This is a genomic window from Pseudomonas sp. NFACC32-1, from assembly GCF_900101215.1.
Lineage (GTDB): Bacteria > Pseudomonadota > Gammaproteobacteria > Pseudomonadales > Pseudomonadaceae > Aquipseudomonas.
On sequence record NZ_FMUL01000001.1, the window covers coordinates 851,084 to 868,582 of the forward strand.

The 17,499-nt window shown below is 65.3% G+C and carries 15 protein-coding genes; 6 read left to right on the forward strand and 9 right to left on the reverse strand.

Features of this window, described 5'->3' with window-relative positions:
• Positions 1-30: 30 nt before the first annotated feature.
• The 6 genes from araD1 (at position 31) to BLP99_RS26580 (ending at position 4,934) form a co-directional block, all read left to right on the forward strand.
• Positions 31-1,023 (forward strand): AraD1 family protein, encoded by a 993-nt coding sequence (gene araD1, locus BLP99_RS03690; RefSeq protein ID WP_072398912.1) that lies wholly within the window; start codon positions 31-33, stop codon positions 1,021-1,023.
• 13 nt (positions 1,024-1,036) lie between these two features.
• Entirely contained in the window at positions 1,037-2,617 is a 1,581-nt protein-coding gene (locus BLP99_RS03695) for an aldehyde dehydrogenase (NADP(+)) (protein WP_072398913.1), read from the forward strand.
• Between the two features lie 237 nt (positions 2,618-2,854).
• Positions 2,855-3,151 carry a DUF5629 family protein gene (locus tag BLP99_RS03700; protein ID WP_072398948.1) on the forward strand — a complete coding sequence of 99 codons (297 nt, stop codon included), beginning with the start codon at positions 2,855-2,857 and terminating at the stop codon, positions 3,149-3,151.
• Positions 3,138-4,313 carry a lactonase family protein gene (locus BLP99_RS03705; RefSeq protein ID WP_072398914.1) on the forward strand — a complete coding sequence of 392 codons (1,176 nt, stop codon included), beginning with the start codon at positions 3,138-3,140 and terminating at the stop codon, positions 4,311-4,313. The genes BLP99_RS03700 and BLP99_RS03705 overlap by 14 nt, the downstream gene beginning before the upstream one ends.
• Before the next feature lie 154 nt (positions 4,314-4,467).
• Positions 4,468-4,647, forward strand: coding sequence for a hypothetical protein (locus tag BLP99_RS03710; RefSeq protein WP_072459544.1), 180 nt, complete (start codon positions 4,468-4,470; stop codon positions 4,645-4,647).
• A 161-nt stretch (positions 4,648-4,808) separates the two neighbouring features.
• On the forward strand, positions 4,809-4,934 hold the full coding sequence (locus tag BLP99_RS26580) for a hypothetical protein (RefSeq protein ID WP_256327602.1): 126 nt from the start codon (positions 4,809-4,811) through the stop codon (positions 4,932-4,934).
• A 12-nt stretch (positions 4,935-4,946) separates the two neighbouring features.
• On the opposite strand, the gene BLP99_RS03715 is transcribed toward BLP99_RS26580, so the two are convergent.
• The 9 genes from BLP99_RS03715 to BLP99_RS03755 form a co-directional block, all read right to left on the reverse strand.
• Positions 4,947-5,549: a glutathione S-transferase gene (locus tag BLP99_RS03715; protein ID WP_072398916.1), complete on the reverse strand. Its 603-nt coding sequence runs from the start codon at positions 5,547-5,549 to the stop codon at positions 4,947-4,949.
• Positions 5,546-9,187, reverse strand: a complete 3,642-nt coding sequence (locus BLP99_RS03720; RefSeq protein ID WP_092179754.1) for an AAA family ATPase — start codon at positions 9,185-9,187, stop codon at positions 5,546-5,548. The genes BLP99_RS03715 and BLP99_RS03720 overlap by 4 nt, the downstream gene beginning before the upstream one ends.
• On the reverse strand, positions 9,184-10,425 hold the full coding sequence (locus BLP99_RS03725; RefSeq protein WP_092179756.1) for an exonuclease SbcCD subunit D C-terminal domain-containing protein: 1,242 nt from the start codon (positions 10,423-10,425) through the stop codon (positions 9,184-9,186). Before BLP99_RS03725 ends, BLP99_RS03720 begins: the two co-directional genes overlap by 4 nt.
• A 203-nt stretch (positions 10,426-10,628) precedes the next feature.
• Complete coding sequence (locus BLP99_RS03730; RefSeq protein WP_092179758.1) at positions 10,629-12,266, reverse strand: BatD family protein; 1,638 nt, start codon at positions 12,264-12,266, stop codon at positions 10,629-10,631.
• Positions 12,263-13,993, reverse strand: coding sequence for a tetratricopeptide repeat protein (locus BLP99_RS03735; protein WP_072430540.1), 1,731 nt, complete (start codon positions 13,991-13,993; stop codon positions 12,263-12,265). Before BLP99_RS03735 ends, BLP99_RS03730 begins: the two co-directional genes overlap by 4 nt.
• A complete protein-coding gene (locus BLP99_RS03740; RefSeq protein ID WP_092179760.1) occupies positions 13,990-15,069 on the reverse strand; it encodes a vWA domain-containing protein in 1,080 nt (359 codons plus the stop codon). The genes BLP99_RS03735 and BLP99_RS03740 overlap by 4 nt, the downstream gene beginning before the upstream one ends.
• On the reverse strand, positions 15,062-15,556 hold the full coding sequence (locus BLP99_RS03745) for a DUF4381 domain-containing protein (RefSeq protein ID WP_092179762.1): 495 nt from the start codon (positions 15,554-15,556) through the stop codon (positions 15,062-15,064). The genes BLP99_RS03740 and BLP99_RS03745 overlap by 8 nt, the downstream gene beginning before the upstream one ends.
• Complete coding sequence (locus BLP99_RS03750; RefSeq protein WP_072398923.1) at positions 15,553-16,497, reverse strand: DUF58 domain-containing protein; 945 nt, start codon at positions 16,495-16,497, stop codon at positions 15,553-15,555. The genes BLP99_RS03745 and BLP99_RS03750 overlap by 4 nt, the downstream gene beginning before the upstream one ends.
• 9 nt (positions 16,498-16,506) lie before the next feature.
• On the reverse strand, positions 16,507-17,466 hold the full coding sequence (locus BLP99_RS03755) for an AAA family ATPase (protein ID WP_072398924.1): 960 nt from the start codon (positions 17,464-17,466) through the stop codon (positions 16,507-16,509).
• Between the last annotated feature and the right edge of the window lie 33 nt (positions 17,467-17,499).

A 17,499-nucleotide genomic window follows, 5' to 3' on the forward strand; every position in this document is an offset into this window, starting at 1 on the left:
AATTCAAGTTTTGCTTACAAGGAGAAAGATATGCGTTTAGTTCAGTTCGAATTGAGTAATGGCGAACGCCGTGTCGGTGTGGTCGAGGGCGACCGGGTGCGGGAAGTGCAGGGCGCCAGCACGGTGCGCGACCTGGCCTTGGCGGCCATCGAGGCGGGTGTGAAGCTCGAGCGGCAGGTGGACAGCCTGGGCCTGGGCGCCAGCCATGACTACGCGCAATTGCTCGCTGAGCTGCGCATCCTGCCGCCGCTGGATCATCCGGATCCGGCGCACCTGCTGGTCAGCGGGACCGGCCTGACCCACCTGGGCAGCGCCTCGGCGCGGGACAAGATGCATCAGCAGGCCGGCGACGAATCAGCCATGACCGACACCATGCGCATCTTCAAGTGGGGCGTGGAGGGGGGCAAGCCCGCCGCGGGCCAGGCCGGCGTGCAACCGGAATGGTTCTACAAGGGCGACGGCAGCATCGTGGTCCGTCCGGGCCACCCGTTCCCGCTGCCACCGTTCGCTGAAGACGCCGGCGAAGAGCCGGAAATCAGCGGGCTGTATGTCATCGGCCACGACGGCAAGCCTTATCGCCTGGGCTTCGCCGTGGGCAACGAGTTCTCCGACCACGTCATGGAGCGCAAGAATTACCTGTACCTGGCCCACTCGAAATTGCGCAGTTGCAGTTTTGGCCCGGAACTTCGTCTGGGAGAACTGCCTCAACATCTGTCCGGGACCAGTCGTATCCTGCGCAACGGCGAAGTGCTGTGGCAGAACGAATTCCTCAGCGGCGAGGCCAACATGTGCCACAGCCTCGAAAACCTGGAGTTCCATCACTTCAAGTACAGTCAGTTCCTTCGCCCGGGGGACGTGCACGTACATTTCTTCGGCACCGCGACCCTGTCGTTCGCCGACGGCATCCGCACCCAGCCGGGGGATGTGTTCGAAATCAGCCAGGCTGAGTTCGGCGCGCCGCTGGTCAACGGGATCGCCCCGGTGGACGCGGTGTTCAACCCGGGTACTATCGGCACACTTTGAAAGGAGACTTGCGATGAACCAGATCCTTGGCCACAACTACATCGGCGGTGCGCGTAGCGCGGCCGGCCAGACTCGCCTGCAAAGCGTCGACGCCAGCACCGGCGAGGCGTTGCCCCATGACTTCATCCAGGCCACGGCAGAAGAAGTCGACGCCGCCGCCAAGGCCGCGGCTGCGGCTTATCCGGCCTATCGCAGCCTGAGCGCGGTGCGCCGGGCCGAGTTCCTGGAAGCCATCGCCGATGAACTGGATGCCCTGGGCGATGAGTTCGTGGCCGTGGTCTGCCGTGAAACCGCGTTGCCGGCGGCGCGGATCCAGGGCGAGCGCGGTCGCACCAGCGGCCAGATGCGCCTGTTCGCCAAGGTCCTGCGCCGCGGCGATTTCTACGGTGCGCGTATCGACCGCGCCTTGCCTGAACGCACGCCGTTGCCACGTCCGGACCTGCGTCAGTACCGCATCGGCCTGGGGCCGGTGGCGGTGTTCGGCGCCAGCAACTTTCCCCTGGCATTTTCCACGGCCGGTGGTGATACCGCGTCGGCCCTGGCCGCCGGTTGCCCGGTGGTGTTCAAGGCCCACAGTGGTCACATGGCGACGGCTGAGCACGTGGCCGATGCAATCATCCGCGCGGCGGAAAAAACCGCGATGCCGGCCGGTGTGTTCAACATGATCTACGGTGGTGGTGTCGGTGAGTGGTTGGTCAAGCACCCGGCGATCCAGGCCGTGGGCTTCACCGGTTCCCTCAGGGGCGGGCGTGCCCTGTGCGACATGGCGGCCGCGCGGCCCCAGCCGATACCGGTGTTCGCCGAGATGTCGAGCATCAACCCGGTGATCGTCCTGCCACAGGCCCTGGAAAGCCGCGCCGAGAGCATCGCCCGCGACCTGACCGCCTCGGTGGTGATGGGCTGCGGTCAGTTCTGCACCAATCCCGGCCTGGTGATCGGTATCCGCTCGCCGCAATTCACGGCGTTCACCCAGCAGGTGGCCGCCTTGATCGGCGACCAGGCGCCGCAAACCATGCTCAATGCCGGCACCTTGCAGAGCTATGGCAAGGGCTTGCAGAAGTTGCTGGCTCATCCGGGCATCGAACACCTGGCCGGACGCGAACAGCAGGGCAACCAGGCCCAGCCGCAGTTGTTCAAGGCGGATGCCCGCCTGTTGATCGACGGTGACGAGGCGTTGCAGGAAGAAGTGTTCGGGCCCACCACCGTGTTCGTCGAAGTGGCCGACCAGGGGCAGCTCAGCGCTGCGCTGAACGGCCTGCACGGTCAACTGACCGCCACGATGATCGGCGAGCCGGCGGATTTCGAACGGTTCAGCGAATTGACGCCGTTGCTGGAACAGAAGGTCGGTCGCATCTTGCTCAATGGTTATCCGACCGGTGTCGAGGTGTGTGATTCGATGGTCCACGGCGGGCCTTACCCGGCGACGTCCGATGCCCGGGGTACCTCGGTGGGCACCTTGGCGATCGATCGTTTCCTGCGCCCGGTGTGCTTCCAGAACTACCCTGACAGCCTGTTGCCGGAGCCGCTGAAGAATGCCAACCCGCTGGGGATCCTGCGGCTGGTGGATGGCGTGCCGGGGCGCGAGGCGCTCTGAGGAGTGTGGTGGGGCAGTTGCATTGAGGTTTGATGGACGGCTGCCATCGCGAGCTAGCTCGCTCCCACCATCAGGATTCCAGTGAATACACATCCTGTGTTCACAAAAGATCCGGTGTGGGAGCGAGCTTGCTCGCGCGGGCAATCGTCCGGTCGACATCGCTTTTGAAGTGATGGCCCAAGGTCCACTGACACATTGGGTTATCATGGCTGCTTTCCCAACGACCGACTGATCACCATGACTGCCGTAACCGCCCCCCTGCTGCAAGCCCTCGATAAATGCGACATGCTGATCATCGATGGGCTGCACGCGTTCGATTTTTTCCTCGATGAGCAGGACCAGCTGCACGTCGAGTGCATGAACGGTCGCACGCTCGAGCATTGGCGTTTCACCGCGACGCAAATGCGGGCCGCGACCTTCGATCACGCCTCGAAGCACTGGATCATCAGCAGCGACTCGGGCGATCACCATCTGGAGTGCGTGCAAGCCACCAGCGGCCACGACGACGAGGATGACGAATATGAAGATGCGTAGTCTCTGGCCATTGCTGATGGCTAGCAGTGTTGGCGCCATGGGCGTCCAGGCGAGTACCGATGAGCGCCACTCGTTGCTGGTGGGTTCCTACACCGCGGGCCAGAGCCAGGGCATCTATCGGTTGCAGTTCGACAGCCGCACCGGCCAGCTCGATGCCAAGCCCCTGCAGGTGGTCAAGACAGACAACCCTTCCTGGCTGACCCTTTCGGCCGACATGACCCGCCTGTTCGTGGTCAACGAAAACGGGCCGGGCCAGAAGGATCCGGTGGGCAAGGTCAGCAGCTACGCCATCGACCCGGACAGCCATGCGCTGAGCCTGATCAACCAGGTGCAGTCCCTGGGCAACGAGCCGACCCATTCCAGCCTCAGCGGCGATGGCCGGCACCTGCTGGTCAGCAATTATTCGGTGGTGGAAGATCCGGGCGGCAGCCTGGCGGTATTGCCGGTGGGGGCGGACGGCAAGCTGTCGCCCGTCGTGCAGTTGAGCAGCCATCAGCCGAGCCGGGTCAACCCCGAGCGGCAGATGTCGGCCCATGTGCACGCGGCGGTGTCTTCGCCTGACGGCAAGTATGTGTTCGCCAATGACTTGGGGGCGGACAAGGTGTTCGTCTACCGCTACGACCCCAAGGCCAACCCCGAGTTGCCCCTGACTGCCGCCGACCCGGCGTTCGTGCAGCTGCCGCCCGGCAGCGGGCCGCGTCATCTGCTGTTCAGCGGTGATGGCAAGCACGCCTGGCTGACGATGGAAATGTCCGCGCAAGTGGCCGTGTTCGACTACCAGGACGGGCGCCTGACCCAGCGTCAACTGGTGGACCTGGCCGCCGGCAAGCCTCAGCCAGCGAAGGCCGCCGCGGCGCTGCATGCATCCAGGGACGGCAAGTTCCTGTACGTCAGCAATCGCGGCACCACCAACGAGTTGCTGGTGTTCGCCATCGACCCGGCGGCCGGCACGCTCAAGGAGCTGCAGCGGCGCTCCGTGGAAGGCGACCATCCACGGGAGTTCAGCCTCGACCCGAGCGGTAGATTCCTGCTGGTCGCCAATCAGAAGAGCAACCAGATCGTGGTGCTGGAGCGTGATCCAAAGACCGGCCTGCTGGGTAAAACCGTGCAGAAGGTGGCGATGGATGCACCGAGCGATTTGAAATTCATGCTGCGTCAATAGACCGCAGCCCCGTGTTCCGGGGGCTGCGCCGTTGTATCAAGACGATTGATATCGGTTAGTGTTGCAAAGCATTTCAAGACCAGACGCCTCGGCGCGTAAGTTTGCTTCACGGCCCAACCGGGCAAGTCAGCCAACTGAATCCGAGGATACCGCCATGAACCTGAATCTTTTCTCCGTGATCGCCGCTTCCGCCATCTCTGCCACCGTGGCACTGCCTGCCAGCGCCAGCGTCGAGATCAGCAACAAGACGAATCGCACCCAGACCTACACCGAGAAATACCTGCAACAGAGCGCCAATTTCTACGCCGCACTGGACCACAAGAGCCAACACTGAAATACCGCATCACCCCTGAAGCCTGCGATCTTTTCATCTTTGAGGAAGAGAAAAGATCGCAGGCTTCATTCGTTTGCGAAATTCCCGCTGTAATATCATATGGCCATGTGTTTAAATTTGACGCTGACAAATTGACTCCTTAGCGGACAAGGAACGACACCATGGCAATGCGTCTGGCAGTAATGCTGCTTTTCCTCTATTCCACCCCGATTGTTTCCGCGGCCCAACCGGTCCCCGGCGAGCTGGAAGCCGCTCGGGAGCGACTACTGAGTTTCCTGCACGACTGACAGGGCAGTTGGCTATTTGGCCATGATGGCCACGAACAGCTCGGAATCGAGCAGCCGCTGCAACCAGCGCTGCAGGTTCGGGTAGGGCGCCTGGGCGAACCATTGGCGATCCACATGGGCGAACTGGCGCACGAAGGGCAACACTGCCACGTCCGCCAGGCTCTGGTGCTGCGCCGCCAGGAATGGCCGGGTTGCAAGCAGTGCCTCCAGGCGGCGCAGAAAGTCTTCACCTTCGCTGCGGTAATACTCCTTCGGGTATTCGGGGTAGCGTTCGGGGTATTTGTAGCGATTCAAGTGCAGCTTGAACACCTGGTCGTTTTCCTCGATCAACGCCGCGGTCAACCCCTGGCCGTCGGCATCGTCCCGTAGCCTCCAATCTTGCGGGTCGTGCCGGGCCAGGGCCCAGTTCATGATCTCAAGGCTTTCATCGATCACCCGGCCATCGACCTGCAGCACCGGCACCGTGCCTTTGCTGGAAAGGGCGAGCATCTCGGCGGGCTTGGCCTTCAGGCTGACCTCGACGATGTCCAGTTCGACAGCGCTGTAGCGCAAGGCCATGCGCGCTCGCATCGCATAAGGGCAGCGTCGAAACGAATAGAGCGTGGGGCGGCTCATTTTACCTCCACGGTGCTTAAGCCGTTGCCCTGGCGGCGAACCTGGATCTGCACCGGGATCCGCTCATGCATTTCCTGCACATGGGAGATCACCGCGACCTTGCGGCCCTGGGCTTGCAGGCCGTCCAGCGCATCCATCGCCAACTGCAGGGATTCAGGATCGAGGCTGCCAAACCCTTCATCGATGAACAGTGACTCGATTCTCAGCGTGCTGGAGGCCATGGAGGCCAGCCCCAGTGCCAACGCCAGTGAGACCAGGAAAGTTTCACCACCGGACAAGGAATGCACCGAGCGCAGTTCATCGCCCATTTCCGTATCCAGCACCAGCAGCCCGAGCATGCTGCCGCCGCGTTTGAGCCGGTAGCGGCGTGCCAGTTGCCGCAGTTGGACATTGGCGTGGTGCACCAGCAGGTCCAGGTTGTAGGCCTGGGCCAGTTTGCGGAAGCGGTCGCCGGTGGCCGAGCCGATCAGGGCATCCAGGCGTGCCCAGCGCTGATATTCGGCATAGGCCTGGTCGATCTGCAGGGCGAGGGCCTGGTTGGCGTCCTGCCGGCGCTGGTCCTGCACCTGTTCGGCGCGTAGCTCGGCGCATTGCTGCTCGCTGGCGGCCAACTGCGTCTGCAGCTCGGCGAGGGCGTCGCTCAGGGCCTCGGGCGATGGATTGCCGTTGTGCTGGGCCTGATGGTTGTGCAGGCGCTGCTCGCGTTCGGCCAGCCGTACCCGGGCCTGTTCGACGGCCTTCTCGCCATGGAGCAATCGCTGGCGTAACGGGCCGACATGTTGTTCGTCCAGTTCGAGCAGGGCCTGCAGGGCTGCGTCGTCCAGTTCCGGATGGGAGGCGCGCCATTGGCCGATGCCAGCGGCCAGCGACTGAAGTTCTGCGTCCAGGGCCTGGGTCTGTTCCTGCCGGGCCTTGAGCTCGGCGGCCAGTTGCACCAGTTCGTTGCGCCGTTCATGCAGCTGCTGACTGGCCGCCGCCTCGGCGCTACGAGCCTGCTCCAGGGCCTGCTCGAGCCTTTGTTGCCACTGCTCGGCGCTGGCGTGTTCCCCCAGCAATTGCTTGAGTGCCTGCTGGCAGGCCTGCTGCTGTCCGGTCAGGGCCTGGAGTTGTTGCTGTGCCGCTTCCAGCTGCTGGGCCCGGGTCTGCTGACGGTCCTGTTCCTTCTCCAGGGCCTGCTGGCGCTGGAGCTGTTCGCCCAGTTCGTCGCGCTGCTGTTCCAACTGCTCCAGGCGCCGGGCGATCTGCTGGTCGAGCTGCATGAACGTCGCGGCGGGCTCGGTGCGCAGGGCTTGCAGGGTGTCGGCGGGCAACAACGCGCTGAAGTGGCTCAGTTCCTCATCCAGGCGCTGGCGATCACGGGTCAGCTCCTGTCGCTGGTGCTCCAGGTGCTGCGTGGCCTGCTGGCTGGCGGTTTCGGCGGCTCGCAGGTGTTGAGCCAGGCGCGCGGCGTCCTGTTGCAGGGTCAGCAGGGCGGCCTGGCGTTCTTCGTCCTGGGTGATGCGCAGGTTCAGCTGGCTGTTCTGCTGGGCGAGCCAGGCGTCGCGCCGGGGGGCGTCCTGGGCCGACAGTAGCGTGGCCAGTGGATGGGCTTGCAGGGTGGGGTTCAGCGCCTGTTGCTGGTCGGCCAGCTGTTCCTGCTGCTGCCTGAGTTCCTTGAGCTGGGCGATGACGCCGCTGTAGCGGGTCCGCAGGTCGATGACTTTCTCATTGAGCCGCTCGACGGCCTGGCGGGCGTTGGCTTCTTCGCTTTCGTCGTGGCGCCCGAGGCTTTGCAGCAGGGCTTCGGGCTGATGATAAGGATGCTCGACGCTGCCACATACCGGGCAGGGCTGGTCGTCCTGGAGTTGCGCGCGCAATTGCTCGACGCTCTCGCTTCGGGCCAGGCGCTGGCGCTCCAGCAGTTGGCGGGTGACAGTCAGGGTCTGCTCGGCCACCCCCAGCTCGGCCTTGGCTTCGCTGCCTTCGCGCACCAACCGGTCACGCTCCTGCAACGCCTGCTGCTGGCGTTGTTCCAGTTCGGCTGCGCGTTTGTCCAGGTCTTGCTGGAGCGCCCACAGGCGCGTCAGCTCCTCGAAGGCACGCTGTTGCTTGCGATTGTCCTGCAGCAGGGTGCCGAGCAACTGGATCTGTTCGGCCACCGCTTCGGGCTCGGCGCCGGCTTCCTTGTAGAGCACTTCCAGATCCTGCCGACGTGCCGCCAGGTCCTCGGCGGCACGGGCGGCGCTGTGTTCCAGGGTGGCGAGTTCGGCCTGGCCCTGGTTCAGGCGATTGCCGATCAGCATCAGTTGCTGAAGGCGATCGCGATAGGCATTCCAGGCGTCGCTGAGAGGCGCAAGGTGGCCGCTCTGCTCCAGCTCGATGGCGATGCGCTGCAGGCGTTCGGCTACCTGCCGTTGCTGTTGTTGCAGGGTCTCGATGGTGCGCTGGCCTTCGATGCAGGCCTGCTGGGCGTGTTGCTGGCGTTCGGCAGCCTGATTGACCTCGGTGGCGAGACGGGCAAGGGTGCTCTGTTCATCGAACGCCTGGCGCAACGACAGTGTGTTGTCGGTGCTCTGCTGTCGAGCCGCGACCAGCGCCAGTTGCGCCGCCTCCAGGCCTTTTTCCAGTTCCGCCCGTTGTTCGTTCAGCTCGATCTGTCGCTCGCTGAGTCGCTGGATCTGTGTCGCCAGGGGCGCCAGTTGTCGAGTCAGTTCGGCCTGACGGACAAACTGATGCCGCTGGGGCGCCAGGTGTTCCAGGCGGGTCAGCTTCAGGCGTTCGTCGGCCAGGGCGGTCCATTCGGCCTGGGCCTGTTGCAGCTGTTCGGCGGCGCTGGCGTGTTCGTCCTGCAACTGGTGCAGGTCCTTGAGCCAGGTGTGCTGCTGCTCCAGTTGCTTGAGTTGCGCCTGCTGGAGCCTGAGCTTCTGCTGGGCCAGGTTGAAACGCTCATCCAGCTCGGCCCGGGCCTGCGGCGCCAGGGGGGTGACGCCGCTGGCCTGGTCCTGCAGCTGCCTGTGGGATTCCTTGGCCTGCTTGGCCTTGTCGAAGGCACGACGGCCGAGGCGGGTATAGAGCGCGGTGTCGGTGAGCTTTTCCAGCAGCTCGCTGCGTTCGTTGTCATCGGCTTTGAGGAATGCGCTGAACTCGCTCTGGGCCAGCAACACGGCGCGGGTAAACTGTTCGAAGTTCAGGCCCAGGGCCGCTTCGAGCTGGGTCTTGTATTCGCCTTTCTGGCTCGCCAGCAGTTGATCGTTGTCCAGGTCCCGCAGGCTCTGGCGACTGGCTTGCAGTTTGCCGCCGGCTTTTTCCCGGGCGCGGTTGGCTTCCCAGCGGGCGCGGTAGCGACGCCCGTCGATGCCGCGAAAATCCACTTCGGCATAGCCGTCGCCGGTGCCGCGACGCAACAGCGTGCGCGGATCGCCGGTGGCGACTTCACCGTCGGCGTCCGGCACCTTGGCATCGCGGCCGGTGTGGCTGAGGCGCGGCACGGTACCGAACAGCGCCAGGCACAGGGCGTCGAGCAGGGTACTCTTGCCGGCGCCCGTGGGACCGGTGATGGCGAACAGGCCGGCGCTGGCCAGGGGTTCGGCGGTGAAGTCGATGTCGAAGGGCCCGGCCAGGGAGGCGAGGTTCTTCAGGCGGATCGCGAGGATCTTCATGCTTGCTCCTCCTGCGTCTGCACGTCTTGCAACAGCAGGGCAAAATCCTCGAGGGTCTGTTCATCCACTTCGCTGCCGTAGGTGTCCTGCCAGGCGCGGCTGAACAGTTCCTGGGGGCTGAGTTGATCCAGCTCGATCAGCGCCGTGTCGTCGATACGCCCGGCTCCTGCGCTGCCGGCGTACTCGGCGGCGATCCGCACCAGTCGCACGGCCTTGCCTTGCAGCGCGGTTTCCACCTGCTGGCGCAGGTCCGGCTGCGGTTCGTCGAGACGTACCCGCACCTCCAGCCAGGGCTGGCGCTGGATGTCGGCCAACAGGTCGATGTCAGGCAGGTCCTTGAGCTGTACCAGGATCTCGGCCAGGGGAGCCGGGCCCAGGCGTTGCAGGTTGACGGCGCGGGGGATCAGCCTCGGCTCGACCTTGACCAGGGTTTCGCCATCCAGGGTGATGTCGAGGATCTGATGCGAGTAGCCGATCTCGGAAAACGACAGCGGGATCGGCGAGCCGCTGTAGCGGATGCGCTCTTCGCCATTGACCTTCTGGGGCTTGTGCAGATGGCCGAGGGCGACGTAGCTGATGCTGGGACCGAACAGGCTGGCGGGCAGGGCTTCGGCGTTGCCGATGATCAGGCTGCGTTCCGAGTCTTCGGACACCGAACCGCCGGCCATGTGCGCATGGCTGACGGCAATCAGCGCCTGGCCTTTCTTGCGCTTGGCGTTGGCGGCCGCGATCAGCCATTCATGGACCTGGCCAATGCCCCGCAGGTAGTCGTCCCCCAGCTGCGCGCCGGTCACTTCCGCAGGCCGCAGGAAGGGCAGGGCCAGGCACCACGCCTTGATCTTGCCCTTGGCGTCGGGCAGGGGCAGCAGCAGGCGCTCGACGTCCAGCTGTCCATCGTCCAGCCACAGCACCCGGCCCAGGGCATGGGTACGCAGCCGCCGCATCAAGGGCGCGGGCAACTCGATCCGCGAGCCGGAATCATGGTTGCCGGCGATCATCACGATGGTCAGGTTGGCATTTTGCTCATGGGCACTGACGATGAAGTCGTACAGCCGTTCCTGGGCTTTGACCGGCGGATTCACGGTGTCGAAGATGTCGCCGGCGATCAGCAGCACGTCGGGTTTGTCGCAGGCCAGCTGGCGCAGCAGCCATTCAAGGAAACACGCGTGTTCGAAATCGCGTTCCTGGCCGTGCAGGTTTTGCCCCAGGTGCCAATCGGAGGTGTGGAACAGACGCAAGGCAAACTCCAGAAAACAGGTGATGGCCGCGGTGAAGAGAGGGGCGGCTAAAAGAAGCAGAGTTTACTGGGAAATGGGAAGCAGGACCTGCTCAACTTCGTTGGATGTACCGATCGAATCGGGAGCCAATTGCGTGGCGAGGGGATTTATCCCCTCGCCACAGGTGCTGTGCCTGGCTTGATTGCTCTGTATGGATGCGTGAGCTATTTAGGGTACAACGGCGGCAACCCTGTATCGCCAGCCGAATCTTGCGCGTTTTCGGTGGGCGGGATGGCGCGGATGGCGCGCCACAGGTCTTCGCCTTGCCAGTGCTGGCCGGTTTCGCTGTAGAGCGCACCATTGAGGCCGTCGAGGGCATCGGACAGCGGCACGAAGCGCGCCGCCATGTCGGCCAGGGTTTCCGGCTGCTGCCGGGCCCAGGCGTCCAGGGCCTGGCGGGTGGCGTGGGGGTCGTTGGCCAGGCAGGTGCGCTTGAGGTCGTCCAGCAGGGTGCGAGGGCTCGGCCCGGCCTGGGTGGCGCGAAGCACCGCCGGCTGCGAACGGGCCCGCCACCACAGGCCGAAGCCGAGCAGGGTGGTGCAGGCCAGGAGCAAAGTGCTCAACTGCCAGTACCACAGGGTTTCGCTGTCGACGGTGGTCACCACCTGTGGCGTGCCCGCCGGCGTATCCACCATCAGGCTGGGGTTGTTCGCCACCTGCAGGGTCCGCGCCGGAAGGCTGGTGCGATCCAGGTGGTTTTCCAGGGTGTTCCACCAGACCACTTCCACCGGCGGCAACTCGATGGTGCCGCTGCGGTTGGGCACCAGCGCCTCGCGGTCTTCGCGGCTGCCCACCAGCCCCCGTTCGCTGCTGCGGCTGCTGAGCACCGGCTGGTCGGGATAGCGGCGCAGGCCATTGATTTCCGTGGCAGGCAGCGGTGGCAACTGGGAACTGGCCAGGCCCTCGGCTTCGAGGGTCAGGCTGCGGGTCAGGGAATCGCCTACCTGGCTGTGGGTCGGTTCCGGACTCCAGCTCTCGCTCAGGGAAAGGCTGCGGGCCGGTAGCCACGGTACGTCGGGGGGGTAGCTGGCGGGCTTGGGGTCGACGGTCAACGACAGTTGGGTCGAGCTGACCCGCATCAACTGGCCGGGCTTGGGGCCCGATGGCGCGGCCCCCTTGGCCACCGGTTCGACCAGGGTCGCGCTGAATGTCTGGGCCGGTATCGTCAGCTCGCCGCTGCGCTGGGGGTAGATGCCGTAACGCAGCTCGATCACGCCATGGCGCACGTCGTTGATGACTTTCTCATAGGTGCGCGATTCGCCCAGTTGCTCGGTGCGGGCATCGGGGATGTGCAGGGGCGTCAGGCTGCTGTCGTCGTACAGCGACACCGAATGGTAGATACGCAAGGTCAGGATCGCCTGGGCCTGCACGTACACGCGGTTCTGGTCGAGGCTGGCTTCGATGAACACCGGTGCCAGGGTGCCGGAGGCGTTGCGGGTTTCGCTTTCGATCACTTGCAGGGTGATCGGCTGGCTGCTCACTTCCCCCAGTTGCAGGGAAGGAATGACCACCGTGCCACTCTGGCGCGGCAGTAGCGTCACGATCCAGCGGGTGGTCGCGCGGTTTTCGCCGTCCAAGGTCGTCAGTTGGTTGACCTGGCGGGTGCCGCGCACGTCGAACAGCGCCTGGAGCGGCCCCAGGTCAGGCTTGCCGAACAGCGTGGCGTCGTTGGACTCCAGGGTCAGCTCCACCGTTTCCCCGGAGTTCAGGCGGCTGCGGTCGACGCTGGCGGTCAACTGCGCGGCCTGGGCCGCGCCGATCCAGAGCAGCAAGACAAGGAACTGGGCGGTGAAGCGGATCATGGGGTTTTTCCCTGGGCCTGGTGGCTTTGTTGTTCATACCAGAATTTGCGTCGCAGCAGTTCGCCCGGATTGTCCGGAATCTGGCGCAGCCATTGCTCCAGTGCCTGGCGCTGTTCTTCTTCGTTGCGTCCGGCGGCGGGGCGCAGTGGCGGAGTGGTGGTCTGTTCGTCGGGCAGCTCGCTTCCCGGTACGTCCTGGGCGCCGTCCGGTGCCGTCGGCGATGGCTGGGCTTCTTCCGGCGGTGTCGTTGCCTCGGCGGAGGACGATTGGGCCTGTGAAGACTGGGGCGGCGTATCGGCGCCGGGCGATTGTTCGGCGGGGTTCGATGCCTCGCTCTCGGCAGGCTCGGGTTCGTCCGGGGGCACTGTCTGTTCTTTCAACAGGCTCTGCACCAGAGCCTTGTTGGTCTGGGCGGGGCGCAGGTCCGGTTGCAGTTCCAGGGCTTGTTCATAAGCATCCAGCGCGGCTTCCAGTTCGCCGCTCCTGGCCAGCGCATTGCCGCGATTGTAATGGGCGCGGGCGTCGGAGCCCTCGGCAAAGCGCCGGGCGGCTTCGCTGTATTGCCCGGCCTCGTAGAGGGCGACGCCTTGCCACTGGCTGTCTTCGAAATGAGCGGCGGCCTCTGCCGGACGCTTTTGCTTGAGCAGATGCTGGCCCTGCTGGTCGGGACGCAGCCACAGGTCCTCGAATTCGAAGGCATGCCCGGTCTGCGGCAGCACGAACAGCAGCGGCAGGCAGAACAGCCAGCCCCGGCGTCCGGCACAGGCGGCCAGCAGCAACAGCGGCAGGAGCAGCCAGTAACCCTGGTCGGCCCAGGTGTCCAGGCGCAGGGTCTGGCCGTCCTGGCGCAGATGCCGTGGACCTTCCAGCAAACCAAGGCCTCGCAGGTCGCTGTCGTCCAGGCGCGCGGGACGGTAACGGCCGTCCAGCTCGTTGATGAAGGCCTTGAGGCTGGGGCTGTCCAGGCGCGGCACCAGGATCGCGCCTTGTGCATCCTTGAGGTAGCTGCCATCGCCCTGGGCCACCGGCGCGCCTTCGCGTGTCCCGATGCCCAGCATCAGCAAGCGGGTGGCGGAGCCGTCCAGGACCTGGCGGATACCCTGGCGTTCCTGCTCGTTCAGGGACGAACCGATCAGCAGGATCCGCCCATGGCCGAGCCCGCCCTGGTCCAGCAGGGCCATGGCCTTGTTGATGGCCAGATCGGCTCGATGCCCCCCTTGCGGCATGATCGAAGGGGCCAGAGCTTCGAGCAGGTTGGCGCTGGTGGCCAGATCGTCCGACAGCGGCACCAGGGTGTGGGCGCTGCCGGCGTAGACGACTATCGCGGTCTGGGCGTCGCTGCGGTTATGCAGCAGGTCCAGCAGCTTGCGCCGGGCCTGCTCCAGGCGAGTGGGCGGCACGTCGGTGGCGAGCATTTCCGGGGTCAGCTCCAGCACGACCACCAGCGGGTCGGCGGGCTTCTGGCTGGTCTGTTCGACCCGTGCCCAGCTGGGGCCGAGCAACGCCAGGACCATCAGCAGCCAGCCCAGGCCCAGGGCGATCCAGGGCAAGCGGCTTTCCCGACCGCTGCCGCCGCTGAGCAACACCGCGTGGAAGGCCGGCGGCAGGATCATCTGCCAGCGGCCCACCCGTTTCTGCCGATGCCACAGCTGCCAGAGCAACCACCCCAGCAGGGGCAGCACCAATACGAAAGCGGGGCGCAACCAGTGCGGCCACAGGCTGATCATCGGCGCCTCCGCAAGCGCAGGCGCTTGAGCCGTTGACGCCATTCGGCATGTTGGGCCGGCTGGAACAGCGGCTGGGTGAACAGACGCTGCAAGGGGTTGTCCGGCCAGCGCTCACGGACCACCAGCAGCATGCTCAGCAGCAAGGCTATGCCCAGGGGCCACTGGTACAACGCCTGGGCGGGGCGGGCCTGGGTCGGCTGCTGAATCACCGGTTCGAGTTGGTCGAGGGTGGTGTTGATCTCGAGCAGTTGCCCACCGTCCTGGGCCCGGAAATACCGACCACCCGTGGCCTGGGCGATCTCCTTGAGCGCCGGTTCGTCCAGGTCCAGGCTCGGGTTGACGCCGAGAAAGCCCGCCGTGCCGCTCTGCTCCGGGTCGGCGCCGATGCCGATGGGGTAGATTTTCACGCCCTCGTCGGCGGCCAGCCGGGCGGCGGTCAACGGGTCGATTTCGCCACCGTTGTTGGCACCGTCGGTGACCAGGATCAGCACGCGGCTGTGGGCCGGGCGCTGGCGCAGGCGCTTGAGGGCCAGGCCGATGGCGTCGCCGATGGCGGTGTTCTTGCCGGCGATGCCGATGCGCGCCTCATCGAGCCAGCGCCGGACGGTGTGGCGGTCAAAGGTCAAGGGTGCCTGCAGATAGGCCTGGCTTGCGAACAGGATCAGGCCGACCCGGTCGCCTTCGCGTTTTTCGAGAAAGTCCCCCAGCATGTGCTGGACCAGTGCCAGGCGACTGACTTCCTCGTCCTGCCAGCGCATGTCGGGGAAATCCATGGACCCGGAGACATCCACCGCCACCAGCAGGTCGCGACCGCTGGCGGCAATCGGCAATGGCTCGCCCAGCCACTGCGGGCGGGCGGCGGCGATCAGCAGGAGCAGCCAGAGCAGGATGAAGGGCGCCTGCTGGCGCCAGCTCGGCAGGCTGGCCCGGGCGCGACGACCGACAAGGCCTTCGAGGTCTTCCAGGAAGCTGACCTTGAGCACCGATTCGCCGCTGTCGGCCGGCGGCAGCACCAGGCGCATCAGCCAGGGCAGCGGCAACAGGGCGAAGATCCACGGCCAGGCGAACTCAAACATGCTTGCGAATCCAGATTTCGACGGCCTGGGTCAGGCCGGCGATGGCTTTGTCGTCCAGCTTGCATTCGGGTTTGTAGGCGCCTTCCACCAGCACCATCCAGCGGGTCAGGCCGGCGGCCGGACAGCGGTTATCCAGGAAGGCCAGCCATTTGCGCCCGTTGAGGGTATGGCTCTGGCTGTAGGGATAGTGGTTGCGGCACAGGCGCTTGAGCAGCCCGTTGAGCTGTTGCAGCCAGGCACCGGCCGGCGCGCCGTCATAGGGCTTGGGCAGTTGCGCGAGTTCGGCCAGGGCGGCCAGGCGCACCGGGTCCAGGGGCTGCTCGGCGCGGTCGGTGTTGCGCTTGGCCGGGATGAAGCGGCGCAACTGCCACAGGCCCAGGCCCAGCAGGGACAACAGTACCAGCAGCAGCCACCAGCCTGGCGCGGGGGGCCAGAAACCGATAGGCGGTGGCGCTATCAGTGGCTGCAATTGATCGAGGCTACTCATCGTTTTTTCCCCGGTCGTCCGGGATTCAGGTATTCGCGCAACTGTTCGACCATGTCGCCCTGGGTGCTGAGGGGCATCATCAGGATGCGCAGCTTCTGCGCCAGCATTTCCCAGCGCCCCAGGCGTGCCTCGGCCTGGGCACGATAGGCCTGGCGCAGCTCCACGTTGAGCGTATCGAGCTCCAGCTGCGCGCCGCGCTGGGCAAAGCGCAACAGACCGGCCGCGGGCAGGGCATGATCCAATGGGTCGGACAGCGGCAGCAGCAGCAGATCGCAATGGCGCGACAGCAGGCTCAGTTGCTGTTCGGCGCTGTCGGACAGCGCACGTTCGTCGCAGATCACGATCGCCAGGCTGCCGGGGCGCAGCACTTCCCGGGCCCGACGCAAGGCGATGCCGAACGAGTCGCGATCCGGCTCGCCCTCGGTGTGCAGCGACTGGTTGACCCGCACCAGGCGGTTGAGCAGTTGCAGCAGGCTCTGTTTGCTGCGCCGGGGCTTGACCTCGTAATGGGTATTGTTGCCGAACACCAGGCCGCCGACCCGGTCGTTGTGCCCCAGCGCGGCCCAGCCGAACAGGCTGGCGGCCTGAGCGGCGAGCACCGACTTGAAGGTCAGCCCCGAGCCGAAGAACAGTCGATGGCTTTGCTCGATCATGATGAAGATCGGCCGCTCCCGCTCTTCGTGGAACAGCTTGGTGTGGGGTTCCTGGGTGCGAGCGGTCACGCGCCAGTCGATGGTGCGCACGTCGTCGCCGGCCTGATAGACCCGCACCTGGTCGAAATCCACCCCGCGCCCACGCAGCTTGGAGTGGTGCAGGCCGATCAGCGGGCTGCGTTGGCCAGGCGTGGAAAACAACTGCACTTCGCGCACGCGATGGCGCATCTCGATCAGCTCCGACAGGCTGACGCGGATGCCCGGTGCGGGCGCCAGTGGGCTATTCATGACTCATGCTCAAGCGACGGCGACGACGTCGAGAATCCGCTGCACGACCCGGTCCTGGTCGATGCCCGCGGCTTCGGCTTCGAACGAGAGAATGATGCGATGGCGCAGCACGTCGAACAACACGGCCTGGATGTCCTCGGGGCTGACGAAATCGCGTCCGGCCAGCCAGGCGTGGGCTCGGGCGCAGCGGTCCAGGGCGATGGAGCCCCGCGGGCTGGCGCCGTAGGCGATCCACTCGGCCATTTCCGGGTCGAACTTGGCCGGGTTGCGGGTGGCCATGACCAGTTGCACCAGGTATTCCTCCACGGCATCGGCCATGTACAGCCCGAGGATTTCCTTGCGGGCGGAGAAAATCGCCTGCTGGCTCACGCGGCGCTCGGGCGTGGTTTCGCCGTGCAGGGCTTCGCCCCGGGCCTGCTGGAGAATGCGCCGTTCTACCGCGGCATCGGGGAAACCGATCTTGACGTGCATCAGGAACCGGTCGAGCTGCGCCTCCGGCAGAGGGTAGGTGCCTTCCTGCTCGATCGGGTTCTGCGTGGCCATGACCAGGAACAGCGGCGACAGCTCATAGGTGCTGCGCCCGACGCTGACCTGCCGCTCGGCCATGGCTTCGAGCAGGGCCGACTGGACCTTGGCCGGGGCCCGGTTGATTTCGTCCGCCAGCACCAGGTTATGGAAGATCGGCCCCTGCTGGAACACGAAGCTGCCGGTTTCCGGACGGTAGATTTCCGTGCCGGTGATGTCGGCCGGCAGCAGGTCGGGGGTGAACTGGATGCGATGGAACTGCGCTTCGATACCTTCGGCCAACTCCTTGATGGCCTTGGTCTTGGCCAACCCCGGCGCGCCTTCCACCAGCATGTGGCCGTCGGCGAGCAGGGCGATGAGCAGGCGCTCGATGAGTTTTTCCTGGCCGAGAATCTGCGTTGAAAGAAAGGTTCGCAGCGCCAGCAGCGCTTCACGATGTTCCATCGATGACTGTTCCTGGAAAGGGAAGCCCCTGGC

Coding starts and splice junctions, on each gene's coding strand:
- araD1 (WP_072398912.1), top strand. CDS start 31: ATGCGTTTAGTTCAGTTCGAATTGAGTAATGGCGAACGCCGTGTCGGT.
- BLP99_RS03755 (WP_072398924.1), bottom strand. CDS start 17,466: ATGGAACATCGTGAAGCGCTGCTGGCGCTGCGAACCTTTCTTTCAACG.
- BLP99_RS03740 (WP_092179760.1), bottom strand. CDS start 15,069: ATGTTTGAGTTCGCCTGGCCGTGGATCTTCGCCCTGTTGCCGCTGCCC.
- BLP99_RS03745 (WP_092179762.1), bottom strand. CDS start 15,556: ATGAGTAGCCTCGATCAATTGCAGCCACTGATAGCGCCACCGCCTATC.
- BLP99_RS03735 (WP_072430540.1), bottom strand. CDS start 13,993: ATGATCAGCCTGTGGCCGCACTGGTTGCGCCCCGCTTTCGTATTGGTG.
- BLP99_RS03710 (WP_072459544.1), top strand. CDS start 4,468: ATGAACCTGAATCTTTTCTCCGTGATCGCCGCTTCCGCCATCTCTGCC.
- BLP99_RS03750 (WP_072398923.1), bottom strand. CDS start 16,497: ATGAATAGCCCACTGGCGCCCGCACCGGGCATCCGCGTCAGCCTGTCG.
- BLP99_RS26580 (WP_256327602.1), top strand. CDS start 4,809: ATGGCAATGCGTCTGGCAGTAATGCTGCTTTTCCTCTATTCCACCCCG.
- BLP99_RS03700 (WP_072398948.1), top strand. CDS start 2,855: ATGACTGCCGTAACCGCCCCCCTGCTGCAAGCCCTCGATAAATGCGAC.
- BLP99_RS03695 (WP_072398913.1), top strand. CDS start 1,037: ATGAACCAGATCCTTGGCCACAACTACATCGGCGGTGCGCGTAGCGCG.
- BLP99_RS03715 (WP_072398916.1), bottom strand. CDS start 5,549: ATGAGCCGCCCCACGCTCTATTCGTTTCGACGCTGCCCTTATGCGATG.
- BLP99_RS03705 (WP_072398914.1), top strand. CDS start 3,138: ATGAAGATGCGTAGTCTCTGGCCATTGCTGATGGCTAGCAGTGTTGGC.
- BLP99_RS03720 (WP_092179754.1), bottom strand. CDS start 9,187: ATGAAGATCCTCGCGATCCGCCTGAAGAACCTCGCCTCCCTGGCCGGG.
- BLP99_RS03730 (WP_092179758.1), bottom strand. CDS start 12,266: ATGATCCGCTTCACCGCCCAGTTCCTTGTCTTGCTGCTCTGGATCGGC.